This window comes from Pandoraea pnomenusa (genome assembly GCF_040391475.1).
In the GTDB taxonomy this organism is placed as follows: Bacteria; Pseudomonadota; Gammaproteobacteria; order Burkholderiales; family Burkholderiaceae; genus Pandoraea; species Pandoraea pnomenusa_C.
The window spans coordinates 111,893-138,029 of sequence record NZ_JBEBXS010000001.1 but is presented as its reverse complement, the minus strand read 5'-3'; the positions used below and the strand labels follow the sequence as shown (position 1 = coordinate 138,029).

Below are 26,137 nucleotides of genomic sequence, written 5' to 3'. Positions count from 1 at the left end.
CATGGCGTCGGCCACTATAGTACGGCGACTGTGACAGCTCAAGCGCTGGCGTCGAATGTTCTCTCACCTGGCAAGGCTGCTTGCCAGCGGTGTCAGGCTCACCAGCCATGCCCCCGCATACAGGCCGAGGCCGAACACGCTGTGCGTGATCAGGCTGCGCAGTCGCGCCTGCGCGGGCTTCGGCGTTTTCGACGCCGCCACACCGGCACCGAACGCCGGTTGCATCACGAAGAACGGCACGACCACGGTGACAAGGCCAAACCCGAGCGCGGGCAAAAGCGTCGGCGTGTCCAGCCAGTCGGCGCCCGTCGATGCAACGAGTCCGGCGGCGAAAACCACGCCGGTCGCGTAATGCGCGACCCATCCCATCGCCTTTTCCCCGGGGACAGGCGCGGCGCGTCCGATGCCCGCGTGCGCGAACTGTCCGGCAGGCATGTGGCCGAGCCAGCGGCCCACCATCGCATAGTCGAGCGACGTCAGCCCGAAGCCATGCCGAAGGATGAGTGCCCACACGTCCATGACGGCGGTCGCGCAAACGCCGATCGTGAGGATCTGTGCAGCAAGGGAGAGTGTGGTCGATGTCATGTTCAACTCCTGAGTCGATCTGCGAGATGCCTGGCGCAGCGAAGTGCGCGCCATTGAGGCAATATACGAATTCAAGTCAACTTGAAGTCAAGCGACGCGGGGGAGTTTCGGCATGACACTGGATATCGGCGAAGTCGTAGCGCGCGCGGGTGTGCCGCCGTCTACGTTGCGTTTCTACGAGGAGAAGGGGCTGATTGCGACGACAGGGCGCCGTGGTTTGCGCCGCCAGTACGACGCGTCGGTATTGCAGACCTTGTCGTTGATCGCGCTCGGTCGCACGGCGGGGTTTTCGCTGGATGACATCGCAGGCATGTTGTTGCCGAAGGGGGGCGCGAGCATCGATCGCGAGCGGTTGCAGTCAAGGGCAGACGACATCGATCGGACGATCCGGCAGTTGAGCGCTTTGCGCGACGGCTTGCGTCACGCTGCCGTGTGTCCGGCGCCCGAGCATCTGGCCTGTCCGCAGTTTCAGCGTCTGATGCGCCTGGCCAGTGCTCGCGGTGCCAGGGGCGCCAAACCGCCCGGTGACACGGTGTCGATACCGCAACACAAGGCGGCACGCAAGACGGTTTGAGGGCGGGCGGTCGCAATGACCGCCTGCCACGACGTATCACTGCATCGGACAAAGGCGCGCGAGACTTTGCGGCGAATCCGACGTCTCGTGAAGCGCACGTTGGGTCTCGGGTGTGCCGATCAGCGCCATCAAACCGCATGCCAGCGACCCGCGCCAATGCAGGTAGTCGTGACCGGTCGCCGTCGACGCGTAAGTCACCGAATAGCCCTTTGCGCGAAGCACGTCGCGCATGTGACGGCCCGAGGTGCCGATGCCGGTCGGCCCGCGTCGGTCTTCGAACAGCCCGGATTCCAGGTAGAACTTCACCGGCAGACGGTCACGCTGCGCGTACTGCCGGATCAGCCAGCCGGATTCGCGCGCGGCTGCGTCGCCTTGCGACGGCGCCCACCAGTACGAGCCGGACTGCGACAGGACATTACCGAACCACTGGGGCGCTTCGAAGGCCGCCCAGGCCGACGCGAGTCCGCCGTAGCTCGACCCGGCGACCACCGTGTGCGCGGCGGATGCCGAGATGCCCTGTGCCTTGGCCCAGGGCATCAACTCGTCGGCGAGGAACCTGATGAACGCCGGATTCGGCGGCAGTTCCTTGCCCCGTGTGTTGCCGTCGATGACACCGACTATCAGCGCAGCGGTGCGCGGGATGCGCTTCTCGGCGATGAGGTTGTCGAGTATCACTGGCGTCGGCACGGTGTTCACGTAAGCGTGCGCGTCGAACACGACGAGCAGGCCTTGCGACGCGTCGCCGGGCTGATAGCCCGCCGGGCGGTACACGTAGACGTCGCGCGTGTTGCCGAGCACCTGACTGGTGAAACGCGTGGCCCGTACGGTTCCGGCGGGCACGTCGGTGCGCCGATCGATCCACGTCTGCGGCGGCGCCCCCGGGAGCGTGACAGACGACTTCGTATTGCGCTTGCCGTCGAACCCCTCCACCACGAACGGATGACGATTGCGCGGATCGGCTTGCAATGTCTTCACCACCGCACGACGACGTTCCATCGCCGTACCGTCGATGTCCGGCACATCCGGCGCAAGCTGGTACGACAGCCGTGCGGTATCGGGCACCACGTAGCTGCGGTACCAGACGTCGCTGTTGCCGAGTTGGCGCATGTCGTCATGATCACCTGATGGCGCCCCCAGAATGCGCACGTTGCGCGGATGCCCGCGCCAGAGGAAGGTCAGCAATGCAACGTTATCGCTCGGCGTCGCGAGCAGCGAAGCCGACTCGTCGCCCGTGAGCGTGCCCGGCGGCACCGCTTCGATCATGGGCGTGCCTTGCACGTCGACGGCCTGCCAGAAGGCGTCGGTCGTGCCGCCCGCACACAGGGCCGCGTTGAGCGCGAGCAGTTGCGGACTGACGAGTCCAAGCCGGTACTTCGGCGCTTGCGGGTCTCCCGCGCAGGCGTCTGGCGTCGACGCAACGGCGCCCGGCGAGGCGTGGACGTGGCTCGACGCGACGCCGAGCAGGGTGATGGCGGCTGTCACGGCCGACCGGATCATGGGACGTGTCATGACGAACCTCAGAAGTCGATGCTGGCGGAGAGCTTGAACGTGCGCGGTGCGTTCTGGATCACGTAACCGTCGTTGAACGTGCCCGACCACGCGATGCGATTGGTCACGTTTTCCACGGCGGCGCGGAACACCACGCCCTTGCCGTAGAGCTTCGTGCGATAGCGCGCGCCGACGTCGTAGCGCGTCCAGCCGCCGATCTGCTGCGTGTTGGCGGAATTGACGTACTGCGCGCTCGTCGAGATCATGCGGCCCGTAAGCGTGAGGCCCGGTACCCACGGCAGATCCCATTCGGTCCCGAGGTTGGCCGTCCACTTCGGCACCCCATACGGTGTGTTGCCGTTGTAGAGATTGCCTGCGGTCTTGGTCAGCTCGCCACGCGTGTAGGCCACGCCGCCCAGCACGCGCCAGCGCGGCGTGAATTCGCCGAAGACGTTCCACTCGACGCCGCGATTGCGCTGCTCGCCGTCGGGGTTGTACGTGTTGGTGGCCACGTCCTTGATCATGCCGGGCTTGGTGATCTGGAAAAGCGACAGCGTGTTGGAGAAGCTGCCTGCATCCCACTTCACGCCCACCTCGGCCTGCTTGCTGCGATAAGGCGCGAAGACCTGTCCGTAGTTGGCCGCACTCACGTCGGTGACCATGCCGCCTTGGGTCAGTCCTTCGATGTAGTTGCCGTACAGCGAGAGATTCGGCCCGAACGGCTTGAGTACGAGACCGAACGCAGGGGTGATGGCGCTCTCGTCGTAGTTGGAAGTGCGTGCACCGGTTGCCGCAGCGAAGGCCGCCGCACGCACGCGCTGACTGCGCACCCCGGCGATCAGCGTCACGCGGTCTTGCCACATCGAAATGGTGTCTGCCAGCGCGAAGCTCGACAGCGTGGATTCGGCCGTCTTCGGTGCGGCGCCCGGATCTTTTGCGAGCGTCGGATTGACCGGCGCGTAGATGTTCGAGTTGTAGTTCGCACTCGTGGTGAACACGTTCCCGCTGGTCGTCTCCAGTGCGGTGGCCGAGAGCGTCAGCTCGTGCTTGGCGAAACCGGTGCGAAAGCGCGTGCGCACGCCGGCGTCGAGCGAGAGGTTGTCGGTCCAGCCGCGCTGGAAGTAGGTCGCGCCGGTGTAGCTGCCGTCAGGTTTGATCGGGCCCGTGCGCGTGCCGGTGATGAACCCGGAATAGCGATAGCTCAATGCCCCGATGCCTGCGTAGGCCGTGACCGCGTCGGTGACGTCGACCTCGGCACGCAACTGTGCGCCGTTGCTTTCGAGATTGCCGAATTCGCCCCGCAGCACATTGGTGCCCGAAGGCGGCGGTGGTACCACAGTGGTCGCAAAGGTCGCCATCCACGGACTGCCGCCGGTGAATTTCTCGGTGTCGGTGTAGGCGTCGAGACCGATGCGCACGCGGTCGGTTTTCAGGTCCAATGCCACCGAGCCGAACTGACGCTGCTTGTTCTGGCCATCGAGCGTAGTGCGCCCGTCGCGCAGTGCGCCGTTGAAGCGGATGCCGATTTCCTCGCGATCGCCGAAGCGTCGCCCGATATCCGCTTGCACGCCGAATTGCGAATCGGACAGGTAGTCGGCGGTCAGGCGTGTAAGCGGCTCGCTCTCGGCCTTCTTCGTGACGACATTGATGGCGCCCCCCACGGCGCCCGACGGCGACATGCCGTTGAGCAGCGCGTTCGGGCCCTTGAGCACCTCGACCCGTTCGATGAACTCGGTCGGCACGTGGCCGTAGGGCGAGAGGCCGAACATGCCGTTGAGCGAGACTTCGTCGGCCGTGAGCGGGAAGCCGCGAATGCTGAAGTTCTCGTACATGTGCCCGCTCGACGTCGTGAAGCGCACCGACGGGTCGTTGTCGAGCACGTCGGCGAGGGTGGTCGACTGCTGGTCCTGAATGGTCTGCGCGGTATATGCCGTGAGGCTGAACGGCATGTCCATGAAGTCTTTGTTGCCGAGCAAGCCGAGGCGGCCGCCGCGCGCGACCTGCCCCCCGTCGTAGGCTTCGGGCAGGCCGACGGCACGCGCCACGACATGCGTGGTGGGCAGCAGGACACCGTCGCTTTGCGCCGCTGCTGCGCTGTCTTGCGCGGCGGCACGCAGCGTATAGACACCGTGGCTGCTGCGCATCGCCTGCAGTTGATGCGGCGAAAGCAAGTGGTAAAGCGCCTGACTCAGCGTGTACTCGCCGTCGAGTCCGGTGCTCTGACGCCCCTGCGTCAACGAAGCGTCGATCACCAGTTCGATGCCGGCGGTGTTGGCGAATCGGTTGAGCACGGCGTCGAGTGTCCCGCCGGGGATCTGCCAGGTCCGGCGCGCGTCGGCGGCGCCAGACGTGTTGGGGGCAGGATGGGCATTCGGGGCGTTCGCGGCGTTCGGGGCCGACAAGGTGGCGGGTGCGGCGTCGGCGTGGGTGGCGACGCCGGCGGCAGCCACGGCAATCAACAAGGCGACGGCGGGACGAAGCGCCGAAGCGAAGGGCGTCGGGCGCAGGGGTACGGCTTCGGAATGGAACACGATCGGAGTGCCTGAGGGTTCGAAATGTTCGAAATGTTCGAAAACGGATTACCGATGCGCACGCGTCGCATCAGCCCATACAGGTATTCCGAACGAGATCGACAAACCCTCAATGGCGATGGCAAAAAAATTGAAATAAGTTGTCGGCAGGTTGCCGAGTCGCAGATTGACGTGTCGGGGGAATTGGCCGAAGGGGGAGCGCCGACGTTGGCGGCAACACTACCGCGCCTTGACCGTCACCCAGTAACGCGTGCGATAGATCGTCTCGACCGGCAGCCCGACGGTGAGGCTGGCCAGCGCGCGGTCGGTATCGGCGAGCGAAAACACGCCGCTCACGCGCAGGTCGGCCACTGCGGCATCGCACCGGAGCACGCCGCGCCGGTAACGGGCGAGGGTCGCGACCAGATCGCCCAGCCGTTGGCGCTCGACAATGAGTTGCGAGCGAGTCCAGGCCGCAGCGTTCTCGTCGAACGCATCCGCGGGGGCGGCCAACGCAATGGCATTGGGCGAGACGCTGGCAGCCTGACCGGCATCGAGGCGCTCGGTATGCACACCGTTGGCGGTGCGCACGAGCACGATGCCTTCGAAAACAGCCACTTGCGTACGTTCACCGTCGTCGCGCACCGTGAAGCGCGTGCCGATGTCGCGAATTTCCCCCTGGCGGGTGACCACGACAAGCGGGGCGCTTCGGTAGGTCGATGCGGGCGGGCGCGAGTCCGTCGACGCGGCCTGCGCTGTCTCGACGCAGATGCCGCCGCGTCGCAAGACGATGCGGCGCTCGCCGGCGGACATTCGCACATCCACGGCGGAGGCTGTGTCGAGCCAGAGGTGCGTGCCGTCTGCCAGCCGAATGCGTCGGACCTCGCCAACGCCGGTGGCGTAGTCGGCCGCGACGGTGTCCCACATGGGCGACTGGCGTAATGTGTAACCGGCGCCCGCCAACGTGACGATGCCGCCGAACATTCGCAAGGCCCTGCGTCGTCCGACGGCGCTCGCCCGAGGTGAGGGACGCGCCGTCAGCGTGTCGAACGCAAGACGTGACGGCACCGCGTCGAACTTCTGTCCGATAACGCCGAGCCGTTGCCACGCGCGCTCGTGATCGGGATGCGCCGCCCGCCAGCGTTCGCAAGCGTCGATATCGTCTTTCGTCGCGGTCTCGGACCACAGGCGGGCCAGCCAGAGGCTCGCGCGCTCCACGATTTCCGGCGGGAGCGCGCCACGCGTGTCGGTCACCGAACTCATGCGACTGTCCCGTAGTGCACCGCGTAACACTCGCGCAGCGCGTGCGCGATGTACTTCTCTACCGACGACACGGAAACTTGCAACTGTCCGGCGATCTCGCGATAGCCGAGGCCTTCGAGCTTGCACAGCAGAAACGCGGTACGCACCTTGGCGGGCAGACGTGCGAGCAGGGTGTCGATCTCGACCAGGGCTTCGAGCACGAGCGCCCGGGTTTCGGGCGACGGTGCCACGGCTTCGGGCAGCGCGGCGAGCGTTTCCAGATAGGCAGCCTCGAGATGACGCCGCCGGAACAGGTCGACGACAAGGCAGTTGGCAATGCGCGCCAGGTAGCGACGTGAGTCTTCCGCTTGCGGGGCGCGGCCGGCGCAAAGCACACGAAGGTAGGTGTCGTGCGCGAGGTCGGCGGCGTCGATGGCATTGCCGAGCTTCTTGCGCAGCCAACCTCGCAGCCAGCCGTGATGATCGCTGTAGAGCGTGCCCACCTCGCGCTGAAAATGACTTTCCATGATTCCCCGTGCTCGCATGACACGCCGGATGGGCGTTGCCTGCAAATGATAATGATTCTTATTAATTCTAAGCGCTAATCGCGAGGGGACGCAATAGGCGTGACATTCGGGCGGGCAGCAGCAGCGCCCGCTTCGACGAGATCGTTCACCTCTTGCTGCGAAAACACGGCAACCGGCGCGTGAGGCGCCGTGGACGAGTGCAGTCGCGCGTCAGGCCGCGCGCGCGGGGGAGAGTTGTGCTTTCAGGGCGGCGAGCGCGTCTTCGGGCGTGATGTCCGAGGTGTCAAGCGTCACGTCGGCGAGACGATAGAGCGACTCGCGAGCATCGAGCATGCGATGGATGTGTTCGAGTGCCTCGTTGCGCAGCGCTTCGGTGGCGATGCGGGCATCGTTTTGCTGCATCACGCGCTGGAAGTGGACCTCGGGACGCGCACACAGCCACACGGTGCGGAACGCCCGCAGTACGCGTTCGTAAGTCGGCGCTTCGGAGACGATGCCGCCGCCGGTGGCAAGCACCACGTGCTCGTGCGCGGCAATGATCCGCTCGATGCATTGCCGCTCGATGCGCCGCATGGCAGCCTGACCGTAGAGCGTGATGACTTCGCCGATCGCGATGCCTGCCTCGCGTTCCACTTCCTTGTCGAGTTCGATGAACGGTGCGCCGATGGCTTGCGCCAGTGCGGGGCCGAGCGTCGACTTGCCTGCGCCGCGCAGGCCGATGAGGGCGATGCGCTGTCCCGTGCGACGGCTGTCCAGCGCTTGCGGCACCACGATCTGACGGCGCAGCCGCGAGAGCGTCTCGGGCGATTGCTGACGGAGATACTCGACGAGGATGAGCAGGTCGCCGTCGTAAGCGGTGCGTTCGGCAACGAGCGTCTCCACGCCCACGTTCAGGGCTTCCGCGAGCTTGTGCAGCACGGCCAGCGAGACGTTGCCGGTGCCGGCTTCCACACGTGCGAGGTACGGCAGCGAGACGCCGGACTGCGCCGCGAGTTGCTTGCGCGTCATGCCACGTTGCGCGCGAAGCGTGCGAACTTGCCGCGCCAGCGAGGCGAGACGCGACGTCACACCCGAGTCGATGTCATCGACCGGATCGGACAGCGCGGCGTCGGCAGGCAGTTTTGGCATGGGGCAATGGCATCGCGAGTGATGCCGATAAATATACTATGAGATACCAACAGCGCGGAAAACGAACTGAGGATCAGCCGCACCTGGCGGTCGCAATGTGCATTAAATTGCCGATGTTGCGAAATTATCCCTGTTAACCCTGAAGTGCATTGCACAAGTCGCGCAAACCGAAAAATATCTTATAAGATACTTTTCACGATTTGGAGCGACTGTTGACAATGACCTATCCCCACTTGCGTGTGCGTATCGAAGACGCCATCGCCTTCGTGACCCTCGACCGCGCAGACAAGCGCAACGCCTTGTGCGACGCGGCCATCGACTCGCTGGAAGCGGCGTTTCGCGATTTCGACGATAGCGTCCGGGCCGTGGTGCTGACCGGCGCGGGCGAGCATTTCTGCGCCGGACTGGATCTCGCGGAGAACAGCACGCGCGATCCTGTCGACGTGCTGCGTGTCTCCCAGCGCTGGCACAAGGTGTTCCATGAGATTCAGTTCGGCGGGCGCCCGGTGGTCGCGGTGCTGCACGGCGCCGTCATCGGCGGCGGTCTGGAACTGGCGCTGGCCGCGCACGTGCGTGTCATCGAGCGCGGTGCATTCTTCCAGTTACCCGAAGGCAAGCGTGGCATCTTCGTTGGCGGTGGCGCGTCGGTGCGCGTGGCGCGCATTCTCGGCCCCGACCGCATGACGGAGATGATGCTGACGGGCCGTCGCTACGACGCGGTCGATGGCGAACGCCTGGGACTCGGTCACTATCTCACGGCGTCAGGCGAGGGGCTCGCCCTCGCCACGCAACTCGCACGCGACACGGCGGCGAACAGTCCGCTGTCGAACTGGGCGACGATTCACGCGCTCTCGCGCATTCACGATATGTCGATGTCCGACGGGTTGTTCACCGAGTCGGTCACCAGTGCGCTGATGCTGGCAACGCCCGAGGCACGCGAGCGAATGCAAGGCTTTTTGGGCCGCACGGCGCGTTGATCGCCGGATTCCCCCAACGGAGACGACTATGAAATACGACAACATCGAGCAGGTCGCGGTCATCGGCACCGGTGTGATCGGTGCGAGCTGGGCCGCGTACTTTCTTGCGCGCGGCCTGCGCGTGAGCGCGTGGGACCCGGCCCCGGGTGCGCGCGAACGTCTGCGCGAGGCGATCGACGCCCATTGGCCGACGCTGATCCGTATTGGCGTGACGCCCGGCGCCACGCGCGATGCGCTGACCTTTCACGACACGCTCGACGCGGCGCTCGCCGGTGCCGATTTCGTGCAGGAGAGTGGCCCGGAGCGCGAAGACCTCAAGCAGGACCTGTTCCGCAAGATGGACGCAGCGCTGCCGCCGTCGGTGGTGATTGCGTCGAGTTCGTCGGGCCTTCTGATGAGCCGGGTGCAGTCGGTGTGCCAGCACCCGGGCCGTGTGGTGCTCGGGCATCCGTTCAATCCGCCGCATCTGATCCCGCTCGTCGAAGTCATCGGTGGCGAACAGTCGTCGCAAGACGCCATCGATGTCGCCATGCAGTTCTACCGTGCCATTGGCAAGCGCGCCATCCATGTGAAGAAAGAGGTCAAGGGCCACATCGCGAACCGCTTGCAGGCGGCGCTCTGGCGCGAGGCGATCCATCTTGTCGACGCGGGTGTCGCGTCGGTCGAGGACATCGACGACGCCATTGCCTACGGCCCTGGGCTGCGCTGGGCGGCGCTCGGTCCCTTCCTGAACCTGCATCTCTCGGGTGGTGCGGGCGGGATTGCGCATCTGCTCGACCACCTGGGTCCGCCCATCGAATCGTGGTGGGCAGATCTGGGGGCACCGGTACTCACGGAGGACCTCAAGGCTCGCATCACTGCAGGCGTGGAAGCCGAGTTGGCCGGTCGTGGCAATGCGCGGCTCGAAGCCCAGCGCGACGCCGTCATCCTCGGCATTCTCGCCAACAAGTCGTAATCCCGCCAGGCCGGGGCAATGCAGCGCTGGCTGGCGCAAGAACACATCGAACGAACAAAGGAGACACGCATGAGCAAACCGAAAGTCATCGTCACCATCGCCCCCACGGGCGGCATGGCCCACAAGTCGCAGAACCCCCATCTGCCCACGCAACCCGACGAGATCGCGCGCGACGTCTACGACTGCTACAACGCGGGCGCCAGCGTCGTGGCGATTCATGCACGGCGGCCGGGAGACGACGGCGCGACCTGCAATCCGGCGATCTATCGCGACATCAACCGCCGCATTCGCGACAAGTGCGACATCGTCATCAACAACTCCACCGGCGGTGGCGTGCACGGCGACATGATCGGGCAGGCCGACAGCGGCTACTGGGAAATTCTCTGGGAAGAACGCATCAAGGGCATGGATGCCGGTGCCGAAATGTGCACGCTCGACGCCACGACCATCATCGCGAGCTTCGGCGGCAAGGAACTGCTCATGCACACCTCGCCGGAGCGCTGCAAGCAACTCGCCGTGGAGATGAAGAAGCGCGGCATCAAGCCGGAGTGGGAAGTCTTCAGCCCGACGCACATCGTGCAGGACCTCGCCACGCTCACGGCCGCCGGTTTCGACGACGAGCCGTTCTTCGTGAACCTCGTGCTCGGCGTGCATCGCGGCTTCCAGAACGCCATGCCGTACACGCCGCGCGTGCTTCAGCAAATGGTCGACATGTTGCCCAAGGGCAGCATCTTCTGCGTGTCGGGCATCGGTCCGGCGCAGTTGCCGTCCGCCATGAACTCGCTGTTGCTCGGCGGGCACGTGCGTACGGGCCTCGAAGACAACCTTTATTACGAACAAGGCGTGCTGGCGACGAACCAGCAACTGACCGAGCGGATCGTGCGCATGGTGCGCGACATGGGCTACGAGCCTGCGACCCCGGCCGAGGCGCGCGAAATCATGGGTTTGCCGCGTAACCGCGAAGTGGTGCCGGAGTTTGCCGTGATTTGACCGGTTGTGGTGCGTTGCAAGCTGTCGGGCCCCAAAAAACGAAAAGACAAGGAGACATGTCACATGGCGGCAAACAGGTTTACACGCGGTATCGCTTTCTCGCTGTCCACGCTTTCGCTGTGCGTGGCCACCTTCTGTGCATCAACGCAAGCCAACGCGCAACCGGCCGGCGTAACGGTCGGGGTGACGCTGTCGTCGACCGGACCGGGCGCCTCGCTCGGCATTCCGGAGAAGCAGGCGATCGGCATGCTTCCGCCGACGCTCGGTGGCATGCCGGTGCGCTACATCGTGCTCGACGACGCCACCGACCCCACCACGGCGACGAAGAACGCGCGCCGTCTCGCCACGGAAGACAAGGTTGACGCCATCATCGGGTCGTCCACCACGCCGGCCTGCCTGGCGGTAGCCGCGGTGGCTGCCGACACGCGCACGCCGCAACTGGGCCTGTGTCCGTTCGTGCCGAGCGCCACGCAGATGCGCTATGTCTTCTCGTTGCCACAGTCCGTCGCCGTGATGGCCGATGCGGTGCTCGACGACATGAAGGCGCACAAGGTGAAGACGCTCGGCTTCATCGGGTTCAACGACTCGTATGGCGAAGCGTGGCTCAAGGACATCCAGGCGCGGGCGGGGGCGCGTCAGATCCAGGTGGCGCCGGTCGAGCGCTATGCGCGTAACGATCAGTCGGTCACCGCGCAGGTCCTCAAGATGATGTCGGCCAATGTCGACGCGGTCATCATCGCGGCGAGCGGCACGCCGGGCGCCTTGCCGATGAGCACACTGCGCGAGCGCGGCTACAAGGGCCGGATCTACCAGACGCACGGGGTCGCCAACAATGACTTCCTGCGCGTGGCGGGCAAGAGTGCCGAAGGCGCGATTCTGCCGGTGGGCAACATCCTCGTCGCGGAGCAGCTGAGCGCGAACCATCCGGGCAAGGCGGTCGCCACCGACTTCGTGAAGCGCTACGAAGCCCAGTACGGCGCGGGCTCGCGCAATCTGTTCGCAGGCTACGCCTACGACGCTTACCTGGTGCTCGATCGCGCCGTGGCGGTTGCGGCGAAGAACGCGCAGCCGGGCACGCAGGCGTTTCGCGACGCGCTGGTCACGGCCATCGAACAGACGCGCAGCCTTGCGGGCACGCACGGCATGATCAATGTCAACGCGCAGGACCATTCGGCCTATGGCGAAGATGGTCGGGTGCTCGTCACGGTGAAGGGCGGCAAGTGGACGATCGACTGAACGCCACGACGGCCGGCGGCGCGCGGCGGCTGGCCCGGCCCGACATCGAACGCGAGACACGTGCCGACGGCAGCTTCGTGATTCGTTCGCGCACGCCGCTGGGCGCGTTCGCGCGCAGCCCGGCCGACTGGCTCGTGCAATGGGCGACACGCACGCCCGATGCCGTGTTCGTCGCCGAGCGTGCGCAGCCGGGCGAGGGGGGGGCCGGTGACGGTCTCTGGCGGCGCGTGACGTATCGAGACGCACTGACGATGGCGCGAGGCATCGCGCAGTCGCTGATCGATCTCGACGTGCCGCACGAGCGACCGGTCGTGATCCTTTCGGACAACAGCGTCAATCATGCACTGCTCGTGCTCGGTGCGATGCTTGCGGGGCGTCAGACGGCCATCGTGTCGTCGGCGTATTCGCGCATCGCCAAGGACATGAGCAAGCTGCACGGCATTCTGGCGCGACTCGACCCGGCGCTCGTCTATGTCGAAGATGGCGATGCCTATGGCCGTGCGCTGACCGGTGCGCCGATCCGCTGCCCGATTGTCGCCACGCGTAACCCGGTGCCCGGCGGATTGTCCTTCGCGGCGCTGGCGGCGACGGCCGCGTCGTCTGCCGTCGATACGGCATTCGCGCAAGTGCGTCCGGAGGACACGGCCAAGCTGTTGCTGACCTCGGGCTCGACGGGCAAGCCGAAGATCGTGGTCAACACGCATCGGATGCTTGCCGCGAACCAGCAGATGATTGCCCAGTGCTGGCACTTCATCGACGATGCGGCGCCCGTGGTGGTCGACTGGCTGCCGTGGAGCCACACGTTCGGCGCCAACCACAACTTCCACATGGCGTTGCGCAACGGCGGCGCGTTCTATGTCGACGACGGTCGCCCGGTGCCGGAGTTGATCGGACGCTCGGTCGAGGCGCTGCGCGACGTGTCGCCCACGTTGCACTTCAACGTGCCGAAAGGGTTCGAGGCGCTCGCGCCGTTTCTGGAGGACGACGACGCGTTCGCGGCACGATTCTTCGGCCGTCTGCAGGTGTTGTTCTACGCGGCGGCGAGCCTGCCGCCCGCCGTTTGGCAGCGCTTCGAGCGGCTCGCCTCGCGCCATTGCGACACGCTGCCGTTCTTCACCTCGGCGTGGGGCGCGACGGAAACCTCGCCACTCATTACCAGCGTGCACTTCCCGATCCCGGGCGCAGGCAACATCGGGGTTCCGACGCCCGGCAACGAACTGAAATTCGTGCCCAACGGCGACAAGCTGGAGATGCGCGTGCGCGGACCGTCCGTGTTTCAGCGTTACGCGGGCGATCCGGCAGCCACGGCAGATGCCTTCGACGACGAGGGCTTTTACTGTACTGGCGACGCGGGAAAGCTTTCCGATCCGGAAAACCCGAGCGCGGGGGTGATCTTCGACGGACGCGTTTCGGAAGACTTCAAGTTGACGAGCGGCACATGGGTGTCGGTGGGGGCGTTGCGCTTGCGCGCTGTGACAGCGTTGGCGCCGTTGGCGTCCGACGTGGTGATCGCCGGGCACGATCGCGACGAAATCGGCCTGCTGATCTTCCCGAGTCCGGCGATGCGGGCGAAGCTGGCGCAAGCCTCGAACGAGACATCGGCGGTCGACGGCGAATCGCATGCAGGTAAGGCGATGGCGATGCACGAGGAGGTGCGCGCGGCGATTGGTGCTGCGCTCGCGCAGCTGGCGCAGGACGCGGGTAGTTCGCAGCGAGCGGCGCGTGCGGCGATTCTGGCGTCGCCGCCGTCGCTGGAGCAGGGCGAGATCACCGACAAGGGCTACGTCAATCAGCGTGCGGTGCTGAACCTGCGCGCCGACGATGTCGCGAGACTCTACTCGGCGTGTACGTCGGTTATCCACCTGCCGCCGACTTGAAGTCGTCGGTGACGGTATCCTGCGCGGCGGGAAACATGGGGAAGTGAGAGCGACCGCGCGCCGGTGGCAGCAGGGCCACCGGCGCGCGAAGTCGCCAGCGCGGATCGAAGCCCGTCAGGCGAGGGCCTCGCCGTGGCTCTCCGGCAGGAAGAAGTACACGATGATGGCGGCGAGCAGGAAGAAGCCGGCCGTCGCGCCGAGCGCAGCGCTTACGTTTTCACCGCGCGAGAGCAGACCGACGGCGGCCGGGGCGAGGGCGCTGGCGGCACGTCCCGTGTTGTAGATGAAGCCCTGTGCCGTGGCACGCACCTGTGTCGGGAACATTTCGGCGAAGGTCGGCGCGAAGCCGCTATAGAAGCCGGTGCCGAAAAACGCGACGACCGGCCCGAATACCAGCAACAGCAGCGGTTCGCGAATCGCGACATAGAGCGGCACCGTGACTGCCGACACGATGAAGAACAGCAGGAACGACTTGCGGCAACCGATGCGGTCGGCAATGTAGCCGAAGCACACGAACCCGGCGGCGGCGCCGATCTGCATGATGACGATCCACGTTGTCGAGCGCATCAGGTCGAAGCCCGGGCCGCCCTGATCGACCGGCGTGGAGAGATACGCCGGAATCCACGTGAACAGTCCCCAGTAGCCGCACATGGCCGCCGCCGTGAATGCCAGGCCGACGACCGTGCTGCGTGCGTACGGTCCGAACAGCATGCCGAGGGTCTGACCCAATGTGAGACGCACACGCTGCTCACGCCAGATCGCCGGTTCCTCGACATGGCGGCGCACCCAGAACGCCAGCACCGTCGGCAGCAAACCAAACGCGAACACCCAGCGCCAGCCGAAGTGCGGCAGGATCACGGCAGCCACGATGGCGGCCACCGCATAGCCCACGGCAAACGCACTCTGAACCCAGGCCATTACCTTGGCACGATGCTCGGCAGGCCACGTCTCGGTAATGAGCGCCGCACCGGCCGACCACTCGCCGCCAATCCCCAGGCCCAGCAGGAAGCGGAACACGAGTAGCTGCGTGACCGAATCGGCGAAGCCGCACAGGGCGGTGCCGATCGAATAGCACAGGATCGAGAGAATCATCGAGCGGGTGCGACCGATACGGTCGGCGAGGAACCCGAAGAACAATCCTCCGAACGCGGTGGCCAGCAGGGTGAGCGATGCGATCATGCCCGCCACGCCCTTGTCGAAATGCAAATCGACGCTGATGTAGCGAATCACCATCGCGAACAGCATCAAATCCATGATGTCGAGCATCCAGCCGATATAGGCCGAACCAAATGCCCGCCATTGCGCAGGGCTCGCGCCGCGATACCACGGTCGACGTGCCGTGCCCGCCGCCTTCAGCGCGGTCGTGCCAGTGTCCATTCTTGTCTCCTTCATGGAACCCATCCTAATGTCACGCCTTGTGTATCGACTATCGATACGAAAAGGAATGATTTCGTTCGAATGGTAACAGGCCATCGCGACATCGTGTGTCGTGGTAAACCATAAATAGTACTTTGTGTATCGATGATCGATACTGTGTATCAGTGTTGTCTCGATGGTCGGGGCATCGACTGATCACAGGAGATCGAGAAGTGAAGCCGTTCCAATTGCGTTTGTACGAAGACGTCATTGCGCCGAACCACGCGCCTGTCTATCTGCCGGCGGCCCGCCGGGCCATTTATGTGGTGCGCGGCGACGTCGCCGTGGAATACGAGACGGGCGCGCAGCATCATCCGGCGCAAAGCGCCTGGCTCGGTGACTGCGACGTGGCACTGATGGCGGGGAGCGAAGGTGCGACGCTGTGGCGCTGGGAGTTGATGTCGGGCGACGCGCCGACCCCGGGCGAGATCGCCTCGGCGCCGGGCGCCACGTCGACGTTGAAGCTCGATGCGCCGATCGAACTGGACCCGCGCCAGCGCTGGCTCATGCGTTGCGACAAGGTACAATTCCCCCCCGGCGGCGTGGCGCATACCCACGTGCATCAGGGGCCCGGTGTGCGTTGCACGCTCGAGGGCGAGATCACGATCGAGACACTCGGTGCGTCGCACACGCACGGACCGGGCGATGCCTGGCTCGAACTCGGTCATGCGCCGGTGCTGGCGCCGACGACCGAGGCGCGCGATACGACATTCATCCGCTGCTTCATCCTGCCGCGGGCGTGCCGCAATCGCAGCTCGATCCGGTACGTCAACGCCGAAGACGCGAACAAGAACAAGCCGCAGCGCTACCATGTGTTCGGCGAGCGTTTCATCTCGCTCGACACGGAGTAGTCATCGCACGGCAATCGTGACAAAGGACACGCAGTGAAAGCATCGAAGGACACCCCGAACGACGTCATGCGCAGTGCGCGCGCCACTTCGGTGGCATCGAACGCCGAGGCGGGCGGGGACGAACTCAATACGTCGTCGACGTCGGTGATCTCGCTGCGCATTCTGGAGTTGCTGGCCGAGCGCAATGCCGAGTGCGGCGTGACGCATCTGGCAGAGGCGCTCGGCGTGCCCAAGGCGCGGGTGCACCGTCATCTGACGGCGCTGCGTCAGGAAGGCTACGTGGTGCAGAACCCGCGCACGAGTCGTTATCGCATTGGCTGGCGACTGTTCCTGCTGGGGCAGAAGCTGGTCAAGCAGTTCGACGTGGTGGGACTGGCGCGCCCGGTGATGGAGGAATTGCGCGACGCGGTCGGGCAGACCATCGTCATCAGTTCGTTTACCGAGACGGACGTGGTCGTGCTCGACGTGATGCGCGGACGCAGTCCGCTCGAGATCCTGCTGCACCCGGGCACGCAGTTCAAACTGCACAGCGTGGCGCAGGGCAAGATCGCGCTGGCGTTCGGTGCGGCGGAGCGTCGCGAGGCGGCACTGGCCGGGCCGCTCGAAGCCTGCACGCCGCATACGATCACGGATGCCATGCGTCTGTCGCATGAGCTTGCGCTGGTGCGCGAGCGCGGTTGGGCCGACGCCCCCGAGGAAGTTTTCCTTGGTGTGAACGCGCTGGCTGCGCCCATCGTGCAGGACGACGGTTCGCTGTTCGGCACGCTCGCCATCGTCGGCTCGATTCACTATCTCCCCGCACACCCGAATCCTCAAACCGTTGCCGCACTCACCGACGCCGCACGGCGCATCTCGCGTCTGCTCGGCGGAGGCCGCGCGGACTGACCCGCATCGCTACACCTGCAACGCGCCTTTCGTGGCCGGGCTATCCGGCAGACACCCAAGGCCTTCGAGCGTCGCGTGCACGGCGAGATCGAGCGGCGTGTGCGGCTCTTCGCCGAGCACGGCCACGAGGTGCGCGTTATCCATGCGCACCGGCCGCGTCCACAGGTAGCGCATTTCACGCAGTTCGCGCAGCGTGGTCACGAAGGGGGCCGCCATGCCCACGAGCCACCACGGGAAGCGACGCGTCTTCACAGCGACGCCGCGCGTGGCCATCACGCGCACGATGGCGGCAGCCAACGCCGTGCCATCGGCATCCCAGTGGCCTGCCATGTGGAAGTTCGAGAAGGCGCCGAGGGTGTCGCGCTGTTCAATGAGCGCGACTATCGTGCGCGCGACGTCCGGCAGATAGGACCATTCGTGCCCGACGCCGGGTGCATTGGGTACCTGAACAACGCGCGTCGTCTGTCCTGGCTTGATCAGCCCCTGTCCGAACCAGCTATTGCGTGTCTGCGCGCCAAAGAAGTCGCCCGCGCGCACGATGATCGTCTGCATGCCACGCCCGCTGGCGTCGCGCAGACGACTTTCCATCGCTACGCGAATGCGTCCCTTGCGGGTGAGCGGTCGTTGCGGCGCGTCTTCATGCAGCACAGGAAAGGTTTCCGGGCCGTAGTTGTAGACCGTGCCAGGCAGGACCACCGTAGCGCCGTGCAGCATGGCCGCCGCGATGGTGTTGTCCAGCATGGGCAGCACCTGCGTGTCCCAGTTGCGGTAGCCGGGAGGATTGACGGCGTGCACGATCACGCGGCAATCGCGCGCGGCGGCGAGCACGTCTTCGGCGCGCATGGCGTCGCCGTCGATCCATTCGATCGACGTGTCCGGCGTGGCATTCGGCGCGCCGCCGCGTCGCAACGCGCGGACTTGCCAGCCGGCGGCGAGCAGTTGGCGCGAAACCTCGCCACCGATGCCGCCTGTCGCCCCAAGGACGAGGGCGCGAGTTTCGAGTTGATGAGACGGGTGGGTCATGACATGGCTCCTTGAGCACGGGAATGGGATGAATGAGGCCATTCTCCGCGCGTAGCCATTGCATTAAAATTGCCGAAATCCATCTATCGTCTATACATTTTTGTATGACACAGAATCTCAGCTGGGATCTCTACCGGACATTCCTCGCGGTGCTCACCGAAGGATCGTTATCGGGTGCGGCGCGTGCACTGGGCATCACCCAACCGACGGCGGGGCGCCACATCGCGGCATTGGAAGCAGCGCTCGGGCAGACACTGTTCACGCGATCGCAAACTGGCCTGCTGGCGACCGATGCGGCGCAGTCGCTGCGTCCGCACGCGCAGGCGATGCAGCACACGGCAACGGCGTTCGAACGCGCGGCCGCGACTCACGGCGACGGTGTGAACGGTGTCGTCCGAATCTCCGCCAGTGAAGTCGTGGGCGTGGAGGTCCTGCCGCCGATATTGAGTGCCTTGCGCCGCGCGTATCCGCAACTGACGCTCGAACTCGTGCCGACCAACCGCATCCAGGATTTGCTGCATCGGGAGGTGGACATTGCCGTGCGCATGGCGCCTCCGCAGCAGGAGGCGTTGATTGCGCGTCGTGTCGGCAGTGTGGACGTCGGCCTGCATGCGCGTGACGACTACCTCGCGCGCTACGGGGCGCCGTCGACACTGGTCGATCTGGTCCACCACACGGTGATCGGTTTCGACCGGATGACGCCGTTTCTGCGCGACGCCACGCGGCGTTATCCCGATTGGGCGCGAGAGCGGTTTGCCTTTCGCGCCGACAGCGACCTCGCGCAACTGGCGATGCTGCGCGCAGGGTATGGCATCGGCGCCTGTCAGGTGCCGCTGGCCCGGCGCGATGCCCGACTCGTGCGCCTGCTGCCCGGCGCGTTTCGCTTCAAGCTCCAGGCCTGGGTCACCATGCACGAAGACCTGCGCTCGAGTCCGCGCTGCAAGGCGACGTTCGACGCGCTGGTGGCCGGATTGTCCGCGTACATGGCCGAATAATCCGCTGCATGCGCAAATGACACGTCTCAACAGGGAAGATTCATGATATACAATATATCAATAATATCAACGATCACGAGACAATCACCGCGCCATGTTCGACCCATCCTTGTTCGGACGCATGTCACCGGACGTTCTCGCGTCCGCATCTGAACCGGCCGTGCCGGACCCGATGTCGGCCACCGCGCCGACGCCTTCGATTTCCCCGACTGTCTGCACCACCGGTCATTCGCCGCTACCGCCCGGGCGTCATTCGCTTGGCCTGAGCGAGAGCCGCGACGCGGTGCTTTACGTGCCCACCGATCTGCCGGACGACAGGCCCGTCCCGCTGTTCGTGATGTTCCACGGGGCCGGCGGCTTCCCCGAGAAAGTGCTGCCGCATATCGAACCGCACGCCGAGCAACACAAGTTTGTGGTGCTTGCGCCGCACTCGACATTCCCGACGTGGGACATCGTGATCGGGGGCAGCGGTCCTGATCTGGAGCGCCTTCAGCAGGCGTTGCGCGCGGTTGCGCAGCGCTATCGTATCGACGCAGGCCGAGTGGCGTTCGCGGGCTTTTCCGATGGTGCGAGCTATGCGCTGTCCATCGGCGTGACGAACGGCGACATCGCCAGCCATGTCATCGCGTTCTCCGGTGGCTTCATGTCGATCTTCATGCAGGAGGGCCAGCCGCGCGTGTTCGTCGCGCATGGCCTGATCGACGAGCAATTACCCATCGCGACCAGCGGCCGCGCAAATGCCAGCAAGCTCAAGGCGGCGGGCTACGATGTGGAGTACGTCGAATTCGACGGGCTGCACATCATCGAGCCGGGCGTCGTGGCGCGTGCCATCGACTTCTTCCTCGCCTGACACGCGCGCTGCCGAGGGGCAAAGCACGCACGGGCAACTACGCCTTACGGGGAGTGCCGTTCATGGATTTCGAAATTCCAGAGTCACTGATTCATCCGCTGCTGCAACTGATCGGTACCGATTCCGCATTGGGAAAGCAGTTGACCGCCTACGGGGTGTGTCGAGGCAACATGATGGTGTCGAGCGAGTGGTTCGACGCCAAATCGCTCAACACGCTCTACGTGCTGTGCAAGACGCAGAACGAGCGAGCGTTGATGTTCCAGATGCTGGCGCTCGACAACGTCTACAACGCGCCGCAAGCGCGCGTGATCCCGAGTCTGGACAAGCTGGTGCCGGGGCTCGTCGCGTACCTGGCACGCGATGTCATCGACGGCTGGCTGTACCAGCGCCATCGCGACGGCGCATTGCTGCCGTGGCTGGTGCGTCGGTTGCGCTACGTGGAGCCGGAGCAGGGCGCGCCGTATGTCGTCATGGACATGCTGGCCAATACGATGCAGTCGGCCAATTCGAATCTGACGGAACAGCGCTTGCGCCGCTCGGGCATGACGACGGCGCTCATCTTCACGCGTGACGACATTGCGAATCGGACCATCCCGGAATTGCTCGCCGAGTTCGGCTTCTACAAGGAGTGCGCGGAGTTCAAGCACGAGTACGAGCTGCACGCGCAGCGGTTCCTGAAAGTGCAGCGCGCGTTCGGGGCGCAATTCATGATCCAGCGTGCCGCGTTCTCGGTCGACCCGAAGGGCGCCACGGAGTTGATCCGCGTGGTGGACGGCGCCACCGCGAAGTGTGTGAACGACGAGGAGCGTCTCGAGCGCAACTTCGAGATGGCGTGCGATGCCGACTTCTGGCGCAATGCCGAAATCGGTCAGGCCTTCGAGACGATTCCGCTGCACTGCTATGTGCACGTATTCCATCTCGACTGGCACCGCAATCTCTGGGTGCACGTGCAGAACATGACGGAGTACGCGTACCAGCCCGAACTGCGCGACAAGCTGGTGTTGCCTGCGCATCATCACGACCTCATCGACATTCTCACGTCGAACATGAACGTGATGATGCCCGACTTCGTACCGGGCAAATCGGGCGGCGCGACGATCCTCTGTCAGGGCGCACCGGGCCTGGGCAAGACGCTCACGGCGGAGATCTATTCCGAGGTGGTCGGCAAGCCGCTGTATCGCGTGCATTCGGGGCAACTGGGCACGACGGCGGCGTCGGTGGGCGCCACGCTCATGAGCATCCTGCGCCGCGCCATGCGCTGGAACGCGATCCTGTTGCTCGACGAAGCCGATGTGTACATCCGGCGGCGCGACAACGACCTGGAGCACAACGCCATCGTGGCCGAGTTCCTGCGCTCGCTCGAATACTTCCACGGTCTGCTGTTCATGACGACGAACCGCAGCGGCGACGTGGACGACGCGATCCTGTCGCGCTGCATCGCGACGATTCACTACGACACGCCGTCGGCGGCCGACGCCAGACGCCTCTGGCGCATGCAGGCCGAGCAGGTGGGGGCGTATCTCGACGACGGTCTGATCGAGACGCTGGCGAGCCGCTACCCGAAGGCGAGCGGGCGTGACATCAAGGAGTTGATGAAGCTAGCGAGTCGCTATTGCAAGGTCAAGAACCTGCCATACACGGAGGACGTGTTCCGGCTGTGCGGACTGTTTCGCGGGTATGAATGAAAATCATGGCGTGCTGCAACAATCCGATATACGGGAAAACTAGAGGCGCGCGCGCCCGCCGGTCTGGCTATATTGAAGCCGGACCGGCGCCAGCATCGCGACGTGCCTCGGGCGGGACGCAGACCCCGCCCGGACACCCCTGACACTGCTGCGCTGCGCCATTTCATGGTGAGGCAAGGAGAAGCAGTGGAGACGCATGGCGAGCTACACCGGGCGATTCTGAACAACATCCCCGATCAGGCGTGGCTCAAGGACACCGAGTCGCGCTATATCCTGGTCAACGAAGCCTTCATGGCCGCCTGTGGCCGTACGGAGGCCGAGATCATCGGCCGCACCCCCGACAAGGTCTGGACGTCCGAATGGGGGCGAGTCTATCTCGCGACCGACAAGGCTGTGGTCGCCAGCGGTGTGCGCCGGCGCTACGAAGAGAGTCGTCCGGGTGCCGACGGCGCCCCGCGCTGGTTCGACACCGTCAAGATGCCGGTGCGCGACGAGGCCGGACGCATCGTCGGCACCGTCGGCATTTCACGCGACATCACCGACCGCAAACGCTCCGAGATGGCCTTGCTCGATTCGCGCGCGCAATTGCGCCAGTTATCGGCCTACCTGCAAACCGTGCGCGAAGCCGAACGCACGCGTCTCTCACGCGAGCTACACGACGAGCTGGGGCAATGGCTCGGCGGCTTGCGCCTCGGCCTGAGCTATCTGGAAACCCCCTCCGATGCGTCGCCTGCCGACCAGTCGGCGCATATTCAAATGCTCAAGGAACTGGTCGACGAGACGATCGACGCGGTTCATCGCATTGCCGCCGATCTGCGCCCGGCCGTACTCGATGAACTGGGGCTGCACGCCGCGCTGGAATGGCTCACGGAATCGTTCTCGCAACGACACGGACTGCCGTGCGAACTGGTCATGCACGAAGCGGTCACGGCCTGCCTGGATAGCGATTGCAGCACCGCGATCTTCCGCATCGTTCAGGAGTCGCTCACCAACGCCAGCCGTCACGGGCAACCTTCGGAAGTGCGCGTAACGCTTGAGGTACGCGACGGCCATTGTCATGTGCAGATCGCCGACGATGGTCGCGGAATGGACGTTGCGCGCGCCGGCCACAGTCAGCGTCTTGGTCTGATGGGCATGCGCGAACGCGCGCTGATGCTCGGCGGCGCGCTGGACATCGACAGCACGCCCGGCCAGGGCACTTGCGTCAACGTGCGCATTCCGGCACGTTCGCCGGCGTGCGGTCCGGCAGACGATCCCATGGTCAATGCCACGACTCTCACCAACGGAGTGGGGCGGTAATGCGCGTCATGATTGCCGACGATCACGCGATCATTCGCGACGGCCTGAAAAAGATCATCTCGACGGCGCCCGACATGTGCGTGGCGTCCGAAGCCGTTGACGGGACCGATGTGCTCAACCGCCTTCGCCTCACGACGGTGGACGTGCTGCTGCTCGACATGTCGATGCCCGGCAAAAGCGGTATCGCACTCATCGCGCAGATCAAGGCGAGCTACCCGGCGTTGCCGATCCTCGTGCTGAGCATGTATCGCGAATCGCAATACGCGGTACAGGCGATCCGGGCCGGAGCGTCCGGGTATCTGACGAAGAACGCCGAATCGGAACAGCTGATGAGCGCGATCCGGCGCGTGGCGCGCGGTGGCACGGTCGTCTCGCCGCTCGTGGCGGACAAGCTCGTGCGTCAGTTGCAGCAACCCGCCGAGGCGTTGCCGCACACGCGCCTGACTGCCCGCGAGTTTCAGATCTTCCAGATGCTCGTCGAAGGCAATGGCATCAACGAGATTGCGCGCTGCCTGTCGCTCTCGGCGAAGACCGTCAGTACCCACAAGGCCAACATCCTGACCAAGATGGACATTCCATCCACGGCGGGCCTCGTCCACTACGCCATCGAGCACGGGCTGATCGTCGCCGGTACCGACGCCTGACTTCGTGCGCAGCACGTCGCGCACCGCGTGATGCCTCGACCGGGGGGCACCGCCCCCATTCGTCCGCCGCAATTCCCCATGCTGCACTGCGTCTAGGGAAATTCTTAGACGAAAACCAGCAAATCCCGATGCCCCGCGCGCGGACACTCTCCTAATCTTGGCTCAAGCCCCGAGCGGCATTCCGCCGCCACCGGGGCATCGAGTTCATTGCCACCCGGCCGGCACTCGCCAGCATTTCAACTCAACTCTGTGACGTAAGGAGACCGCACCATGCATGTGGACCTGCTGATCAACAACGTGTGCGTCCGAGACGATGCGCCGCTCGTGGACATCGCGATCAAGGGCGGCCGCATCGTCGCGATGGAGCCGGGCATCGACGCCGGCGCCGACGAGCAGATCGACGCGCAAGGTCGTGCCGCCATCCCCGGGCTGATCGAAGCGCACCTGCATCTCGACAAGGCGCTGCTGCATCGTCGTTTGCCTGCGCGTTTCGGCACGCTCGACGAGGCGATTCGCGTGACCGGCATTCTCAAGAGCAAGCAGGAGCGCGAGGACGTGCTCGATCGCTCGCGCCAGGTGCTCGACATGGCGATCAAGAACGGCACGACGGCGATTCGCGCACATCCGGATGTCGACCTGATTCAAGGCCTGATCGGTGTCGAGACGCTGCTCGCGCTCAAGGACGAATACGACAGCCTGCTCGATCTGCAGATCGTGGCGTTCCCACAGGAGGGGATTCTCAAGTCGAAGGGCACCTACGAGCTGATGATCGACGCGTTGCGCATGGGGGCCGATGTGGTGGGCGGCTGCCCGTACAACGAGCTGAACTGGGAAGACACCAAGCGCCACATCGATATCGTGTTCGAACTGGCGCAACGCTTCGATGCACCGATCGACATGCACGCGGACTTCGCGGACGACACGAGCGATCAGCGCTTCGCGGCAATCTCGTACATCGCGCAGAAGACGATCGATACCGGCTATCAGGGACGGGTATCGCTGGGGCACGTGACGAGTCTGGGCGCGCTCGACAACGACGAGCTTTCCCCGGTCATCGAACAGATCCGCCTGGCGGGCATCAGCATCGTGACGCTGCCCGCGACGGATCTCTATCTGGGCGGGCGCAAGGATGTACAGAACCAGCGGCGCGGTCTCACACCGGTCAAGGCACTGCACAGCGCCGGAGTGAACGTGGCGTACTCGTCGAACAACGTGCGCAATGCGTTCACGCCGTTCGGTAAGGCTGACATGTTGCAGATCGGCAATCTGCTCGCCCACGTGGCGCAATTCGGCGTGCCCGAACATCAGCAGGCGATTCTCGACATGGGCACGCACAACGCCGCGCGCGCCATCGGGGTGTCGCACGACTACGGCATTGCGGTGGGCAAGCAAGCCGATCTCATCATTCTCGATACGTTCAAGGTGGCCGATGCGCTGCTCGACATCCCGCCACGCCTGTGGGTGATCAAACGCGGCCGCATTACGGTCGTGACGCAGCACAGCTGCGAGATTCACCGGCATTCATGTTGTTGTGCGCAATGAAGTTCTCATAAAACTCAAGGAGACAATCATGAAGAAGCTGCCTGCGGAAGTCGTTGCCTCACTACTTGCTGTCACCACCATTCCGATTGCCATGCTGCCCCTGCATTTGCCACCGTGGGCGATCTTCATCAGTTGGGCCGCCACCTTTGCGATGGGCGGGCCGTCGCTGGTCAATCTCAAACGGATCTGGGCCACGCTGCCGGTGGGATCGTGCTTCGCCTTCCTCATCGTGCTCGGATTCAAGCAGGCGGCCACGCAGTTCAGCGGTAACGCGCTGGTCCTTGCCGAGATGGTGATCCTTTTCGCGGGCAACGGCACGATGATGGCGCTCGCCCGCATCTTCCCGCAGCTCAACTTCATTCCGGGCATGTTCTTCGGCTTCGCCACGTACTTCGCCACGTTGTTCGGTGGCTTCGGACCGGTGGCGCAGGACCCGCTGGCGGCACTCGCGGCCGCCGTGGCGATGAACGCCCTCGGCCCGGTCTACGCCTGGGTGAAGGAGCGCTACTCGGCACCGGAAGTCACGCACCAGCGCCTCTGGAAAGGCTGGAAAGCGGGCGTCTGATCGACGTTTTCACTGTAACGAAACGAGCCATAACGCAATACAGGCGAAGCGCTGCCAGTGTCGGGCGCGCTTCGCCTGCCAATGACATCCCCAGGGAGACGGCATGACGTTCACACAAAAACCGGCCGATGGGCTGACGACACAACCGGTCAACACCGGTGACGCTGCCAGCACCACGCGGCGCAACTTTCTGATGGGCACGGCGGCGCTTGCGGGCAGCGCCGTGTTACCCGCTGCCGCAGCGGAAGCGGTGGCCTCGGCGGTGCCTGCCGCCCGCGCGGAAATCAAGACGC

23 protein-coding genes are annotated in these 26,137 nt (G+C 64.9%); 15 read left to right on the top strand and 8 right to left on the bottom strand.

The window, feature by feature from the left end:
* Positions 1-63: 63 nt before the first annotated feature.
* Positions 64-585 carry a DUF2938 domain-containing protein gene (locus ABWO90_RS00580; protein ID WP_353189253.1) on the bottom strand — a complete coding sequence of 174 codons (522 nt, stop codon included), beginning with the start codon at positions 583-585 and terminating at the stop codon, positions 64-66.
* A gap of 112 nt (positions 586-697) precedes the next feature.
* Here ABWO90_RS00580 and ABWO90_RS00575 point away from each other — a divergent pair, with 112 nt between their 5' ends.
* Entirely contained in the window at positions 698-1,159 is a 462-nt protein-coding gene (locus ABWO90_RS00575; protein ID WP_353189252.1) for a helix-turn-helix domain-containing protein, read from the top strand.
* A 36-nt stretch (positions 1,160-1,195) separates the two neighbouring features.
* Here ABWO90_RS00575 and ABWO90_RS00570 read toward each other — a convergent pair whose 3' ends face one another.
* The 5 genes from ABWO90_RS00570 to ABWO90_RS00550 form a co-directional block, all read right to left on the bottom strand.
* Positions 1,196-2,668 carry an alpha/beta hydrolase-fold protein gene (locus tag ABWO90_RS00570; RefSeq protein WP_353189251.1) on the bottom strand — a complete coding sequence of 491 codons (1,473 nt, stop codon included), beginning with the start codon at positions 2,666-2,668 and terminating at the stop codon, positions 1,196-1,198.
* Positions 2,669-2,676: 8 nt separating this feature from the next.
* Positions 2,677-5,178 (bottom strand): TonB-dependent siderophore receptor, encoded by a 2,502-nt coding sequence (locus ABWO90_RS00565; protein WP_353189250.1) that lies wholly within the window; start codon positions 5,176-5,178, stop codon positions 2,677-2,679.
* Between the two features lie 219 nt (positions 5,179-5,397).
* Positions 5,398-6,420 carry a FecR domain-containing protein gene (locus tag ABWO90_RS00560; RefSeq protein WP_353189249.1) on the bottom strand — a complete coding sequence of 341 codons (1,023 nt, stop codon included), beginning with the start codon at positions 6,418-6,420 and terminating at the stop codon, positions 5,398-5,400.
* Entirely contained in the window at positions 6,417-6,926 is a 510-nt protein-coding gene (locus ABWO90_RS00555) for a sigma-70 family RNA polymerase sigma factor (RefSeq protein WP_353189248.1), read from the bottom strand. The genes ABWO90_RS00560 and ABWO90_RS00555 overlap by 4 nt, the downstream gene beginning before the upstream one ends.
* Before the next feature lie 210 nt (positions 6,927-7,136).
* On the bottom strand, positions 7,137-8,054 hold the full coding sequence (locus ABWO90_RS00550; protein ID WP_353189247.1) for a helix-turn-helix transcriptional regulator: 918 nt from the start codon (positions 8,052-8,054) through the stop codon (positions 7,137-7,139).
* Positions 8,055-8,272: 218 nt separating this feature from the next.
* On the opposite strand from ABWO90_RS00550, the gene ABWO90_RS00545 reads away from it, so the two are divergent.
* From ABWO90_RS00545 to ABWO90_RS00525, 5 genes are all read left to right on the top strand, one after another.
* Positions 8,273-9,031, top strand: a complete 759-nt coding sequence (locus tag ABWO90_RS00545; protein WP_353189246.1) for a crotonase/enoyl-CoA hydratase family protein — start codon at positions 8,273-8,275, stop codon at positions 9,029-9,031.
* Between the two features lie 28 nt (positions 9,032-9,059).
* The gene (locus ABWO90_RS00540; RefSeq protein WP_353189245.1) at positions 9,060-9,986 is read left to right on the top strand and encodes a 3-hydroxyacyl-CoA dehydrogenase NAD-binding domain-containing protein; all 927 of its coding nucleotides are present in this window, start codon (positions 9,060-9,062) and stop codon (positions 9,984-9,986) included.
* Between the two features lie 69 nt (positions 9,987-10,055).
* On the top strand, positions 10,056-10,976 hold the full coding sequence (locus tag ABWO90_RS00535) for a beta-keto acid cleavage family enzyme (protein WP_353189244.1): 921 nt from the start codon (positions 10,056-10,058) through the stop codon (positions 10,974-10,976).
* 63 nt (positions 10,977-11,039) lie between these two features.
* Positions 11,040-12,212, top strand: a complete 1,173-nt coding sequence (locus ABWO90_RS00530; protein WP_353189243.1) for an ABC transporter substrate-binding protein — start codon at positions 11,040-11,042, stop codon at positions 12,210-12,212.
* Positions 12,197-14,089 (top strand): feruloyl-CoA synthase, encoded by a 1,893-nt coding sequence (locus tag ABWO90_RS00525; protein WP_353189242.1) that lies wholly within the window; start codon positions 12,197-12,199, stop codon positions 14,087-14,089. The genes ABWO90_RS00530 and ABWO90_RS00525 overlap by 16 nt, the downstream gene beginning before the upstream one ends.
* Before the next feature lie 114 nt (positions 14,090-14,203).
* Here ABWO90_RS00525 and ABWO90_RS00520 read toward each other — a convergent pair whose 3' ends face one another.
* The gene (locus tag ABWO90_RS00520; RefSeq protein WP_353189241.1) at positions 14,204-15,466 is read right to left on the bottom strand and encodes an MFS transporter; all 1,263 of its coding nucleotides are present in this window, start codon (positions 15,464-15,466) and stop codon (positions 14,204-14,206) included.
* Between the two features lie 212 nt (positions 15,467-15,678).
* Between ABWO90_RS00520 and ABWO90_RS00515 the strand changes: the two genes are divergently transcribed.
* The gene (locus ABWO90_RS00515; protein ID WP_353189240.1) at positions 15,679-16,356 is read left to right on the top strand and encodes a hypothetical protein; all 678 of its coding nucleotides are present in this window, start codon (positions 15,679-15,681) and stop codon (positions 16,354-16,356) included.
* Positions 16,357-16,389: 33 nt separating this feature from the next.
* Positions 16,390-17,241, top strand: coding sequence for an IclR family transcriptional regulator (locus ABWO90_RS00510; protein WP_353189239.1), 852 nt, complete (start codon positions 16,390-16,392; stop codon positions 17,239-17,241).
* A gap of 9 nt (positions 17,242-17,250) precedes the next feature.
* Here the strand turns inward: ABWO90_RS00510 and ABWO90_RS00505 are convergent, their stop codons facing one another.
* Positions 17,251-18,264 carry an NAD-dependent epimerase/dehydratase family protein gene (locus ABWO90_RS00505; RefSeq protein ID WP_353189238.1) on the bottom strand — a complete coding sequence of 338 codons (1,014 nt, stop codon included), beginning with the start codon at positions 18,262-18,264 and terminating at the stop codon, positions 17,251-17,253.
* A 104-nt stretch (positions 18,265-18,368) separates the two neighbouring features.
* Between ABWO90_RS00505 and ABWO90_RS00500 the strand changes: the two genes are divergently transcribed.
* From ABWO90_RS00500 to ABWO90_RS00470, 7 genes are all read left to right on the top strand, one after another.
* Complete coding sequence (locus tag ABWO90_RS00500) at positions 18,369-19,259, top strand: LysR family transcriptional regulator (RefSeq protein ID WP_353189237.1); 891 nt, start codon at positions 18,369-18,371, stop codon at positions 19,257-19,259.
* Between the two features lie 94 nt (positions 19,260-19,353).
* A complete protein-coding gene (locus tag ABWO90_RS00495; protein ID WP_502922515.1) occupies positions 19,354-20,109 on the top strand; it encodes an alpha/beta hydrolase in 756 nt (251 codons plus the stop codon).
* A gap of 62 nt (positions 20,110-20,171) precedes the next feature.
* Positions 20,172-21,794: an AAA family ATPase gene (locus ABWO90_RS00490; RefSeq protein ID WP_353189236.1), complete on the top strand. Its 1,623-nt coding sequence runs from the start codon at positions 20,172-20,174 to the stop codon at positions 21,792-21,794.
* A 186-nt stretch (positions 21,795-21,980) separates the two neighbouring features.
* Positions 21,981-23,093: a PAS domain-containing sensor histidine kinase gene (locus tag ABWO90_RS00485; protein WP_353189235.1), complete on the top strand. Its 1,113-nt coding sequence runs from the start codon at positions 21,981-21,983 to the stop codon at positions 23,091-23,093.
* A complete protein-coding gene (locus ABWO90_RS00480) occupies positions 23,093-23,737 on the top strand; it encodes a response regulator (RefSeq protein ID WP_353189234.1) in 645 nt (214 codons plus the stop codon). The genes ABWO90_RS00485 and ABWO90_RS00480 overlap by 1 nt, the downstream gene beginning before the upstream one ends.
* Positions 23,738-24,007: 270 nt before the next feature.
* Positions 24,008-25,279, top strand: a complete 1,272-nt coding sequence (locus ABWO90_RS00475) for an amidohydrolase family protein (RefSeq protein WP_353189233.1) — start codon at positions 24,008-24,010, stop codon at positions 25,277-25,279.
* A gap of 28 nt (positions 25,280-25,307) precedes the next feature.
* Entirely contained in the window at positions 25,308-25,844 is a 537-nt protein-coding gene (locus ABWO90_RS00470) for a DUF1097 domain-containing protein (RefSeq protein WP_353189232.1), read from the top strand.
* Positions 25,845-26,137 lie beyond the last annotated feature (293 nt).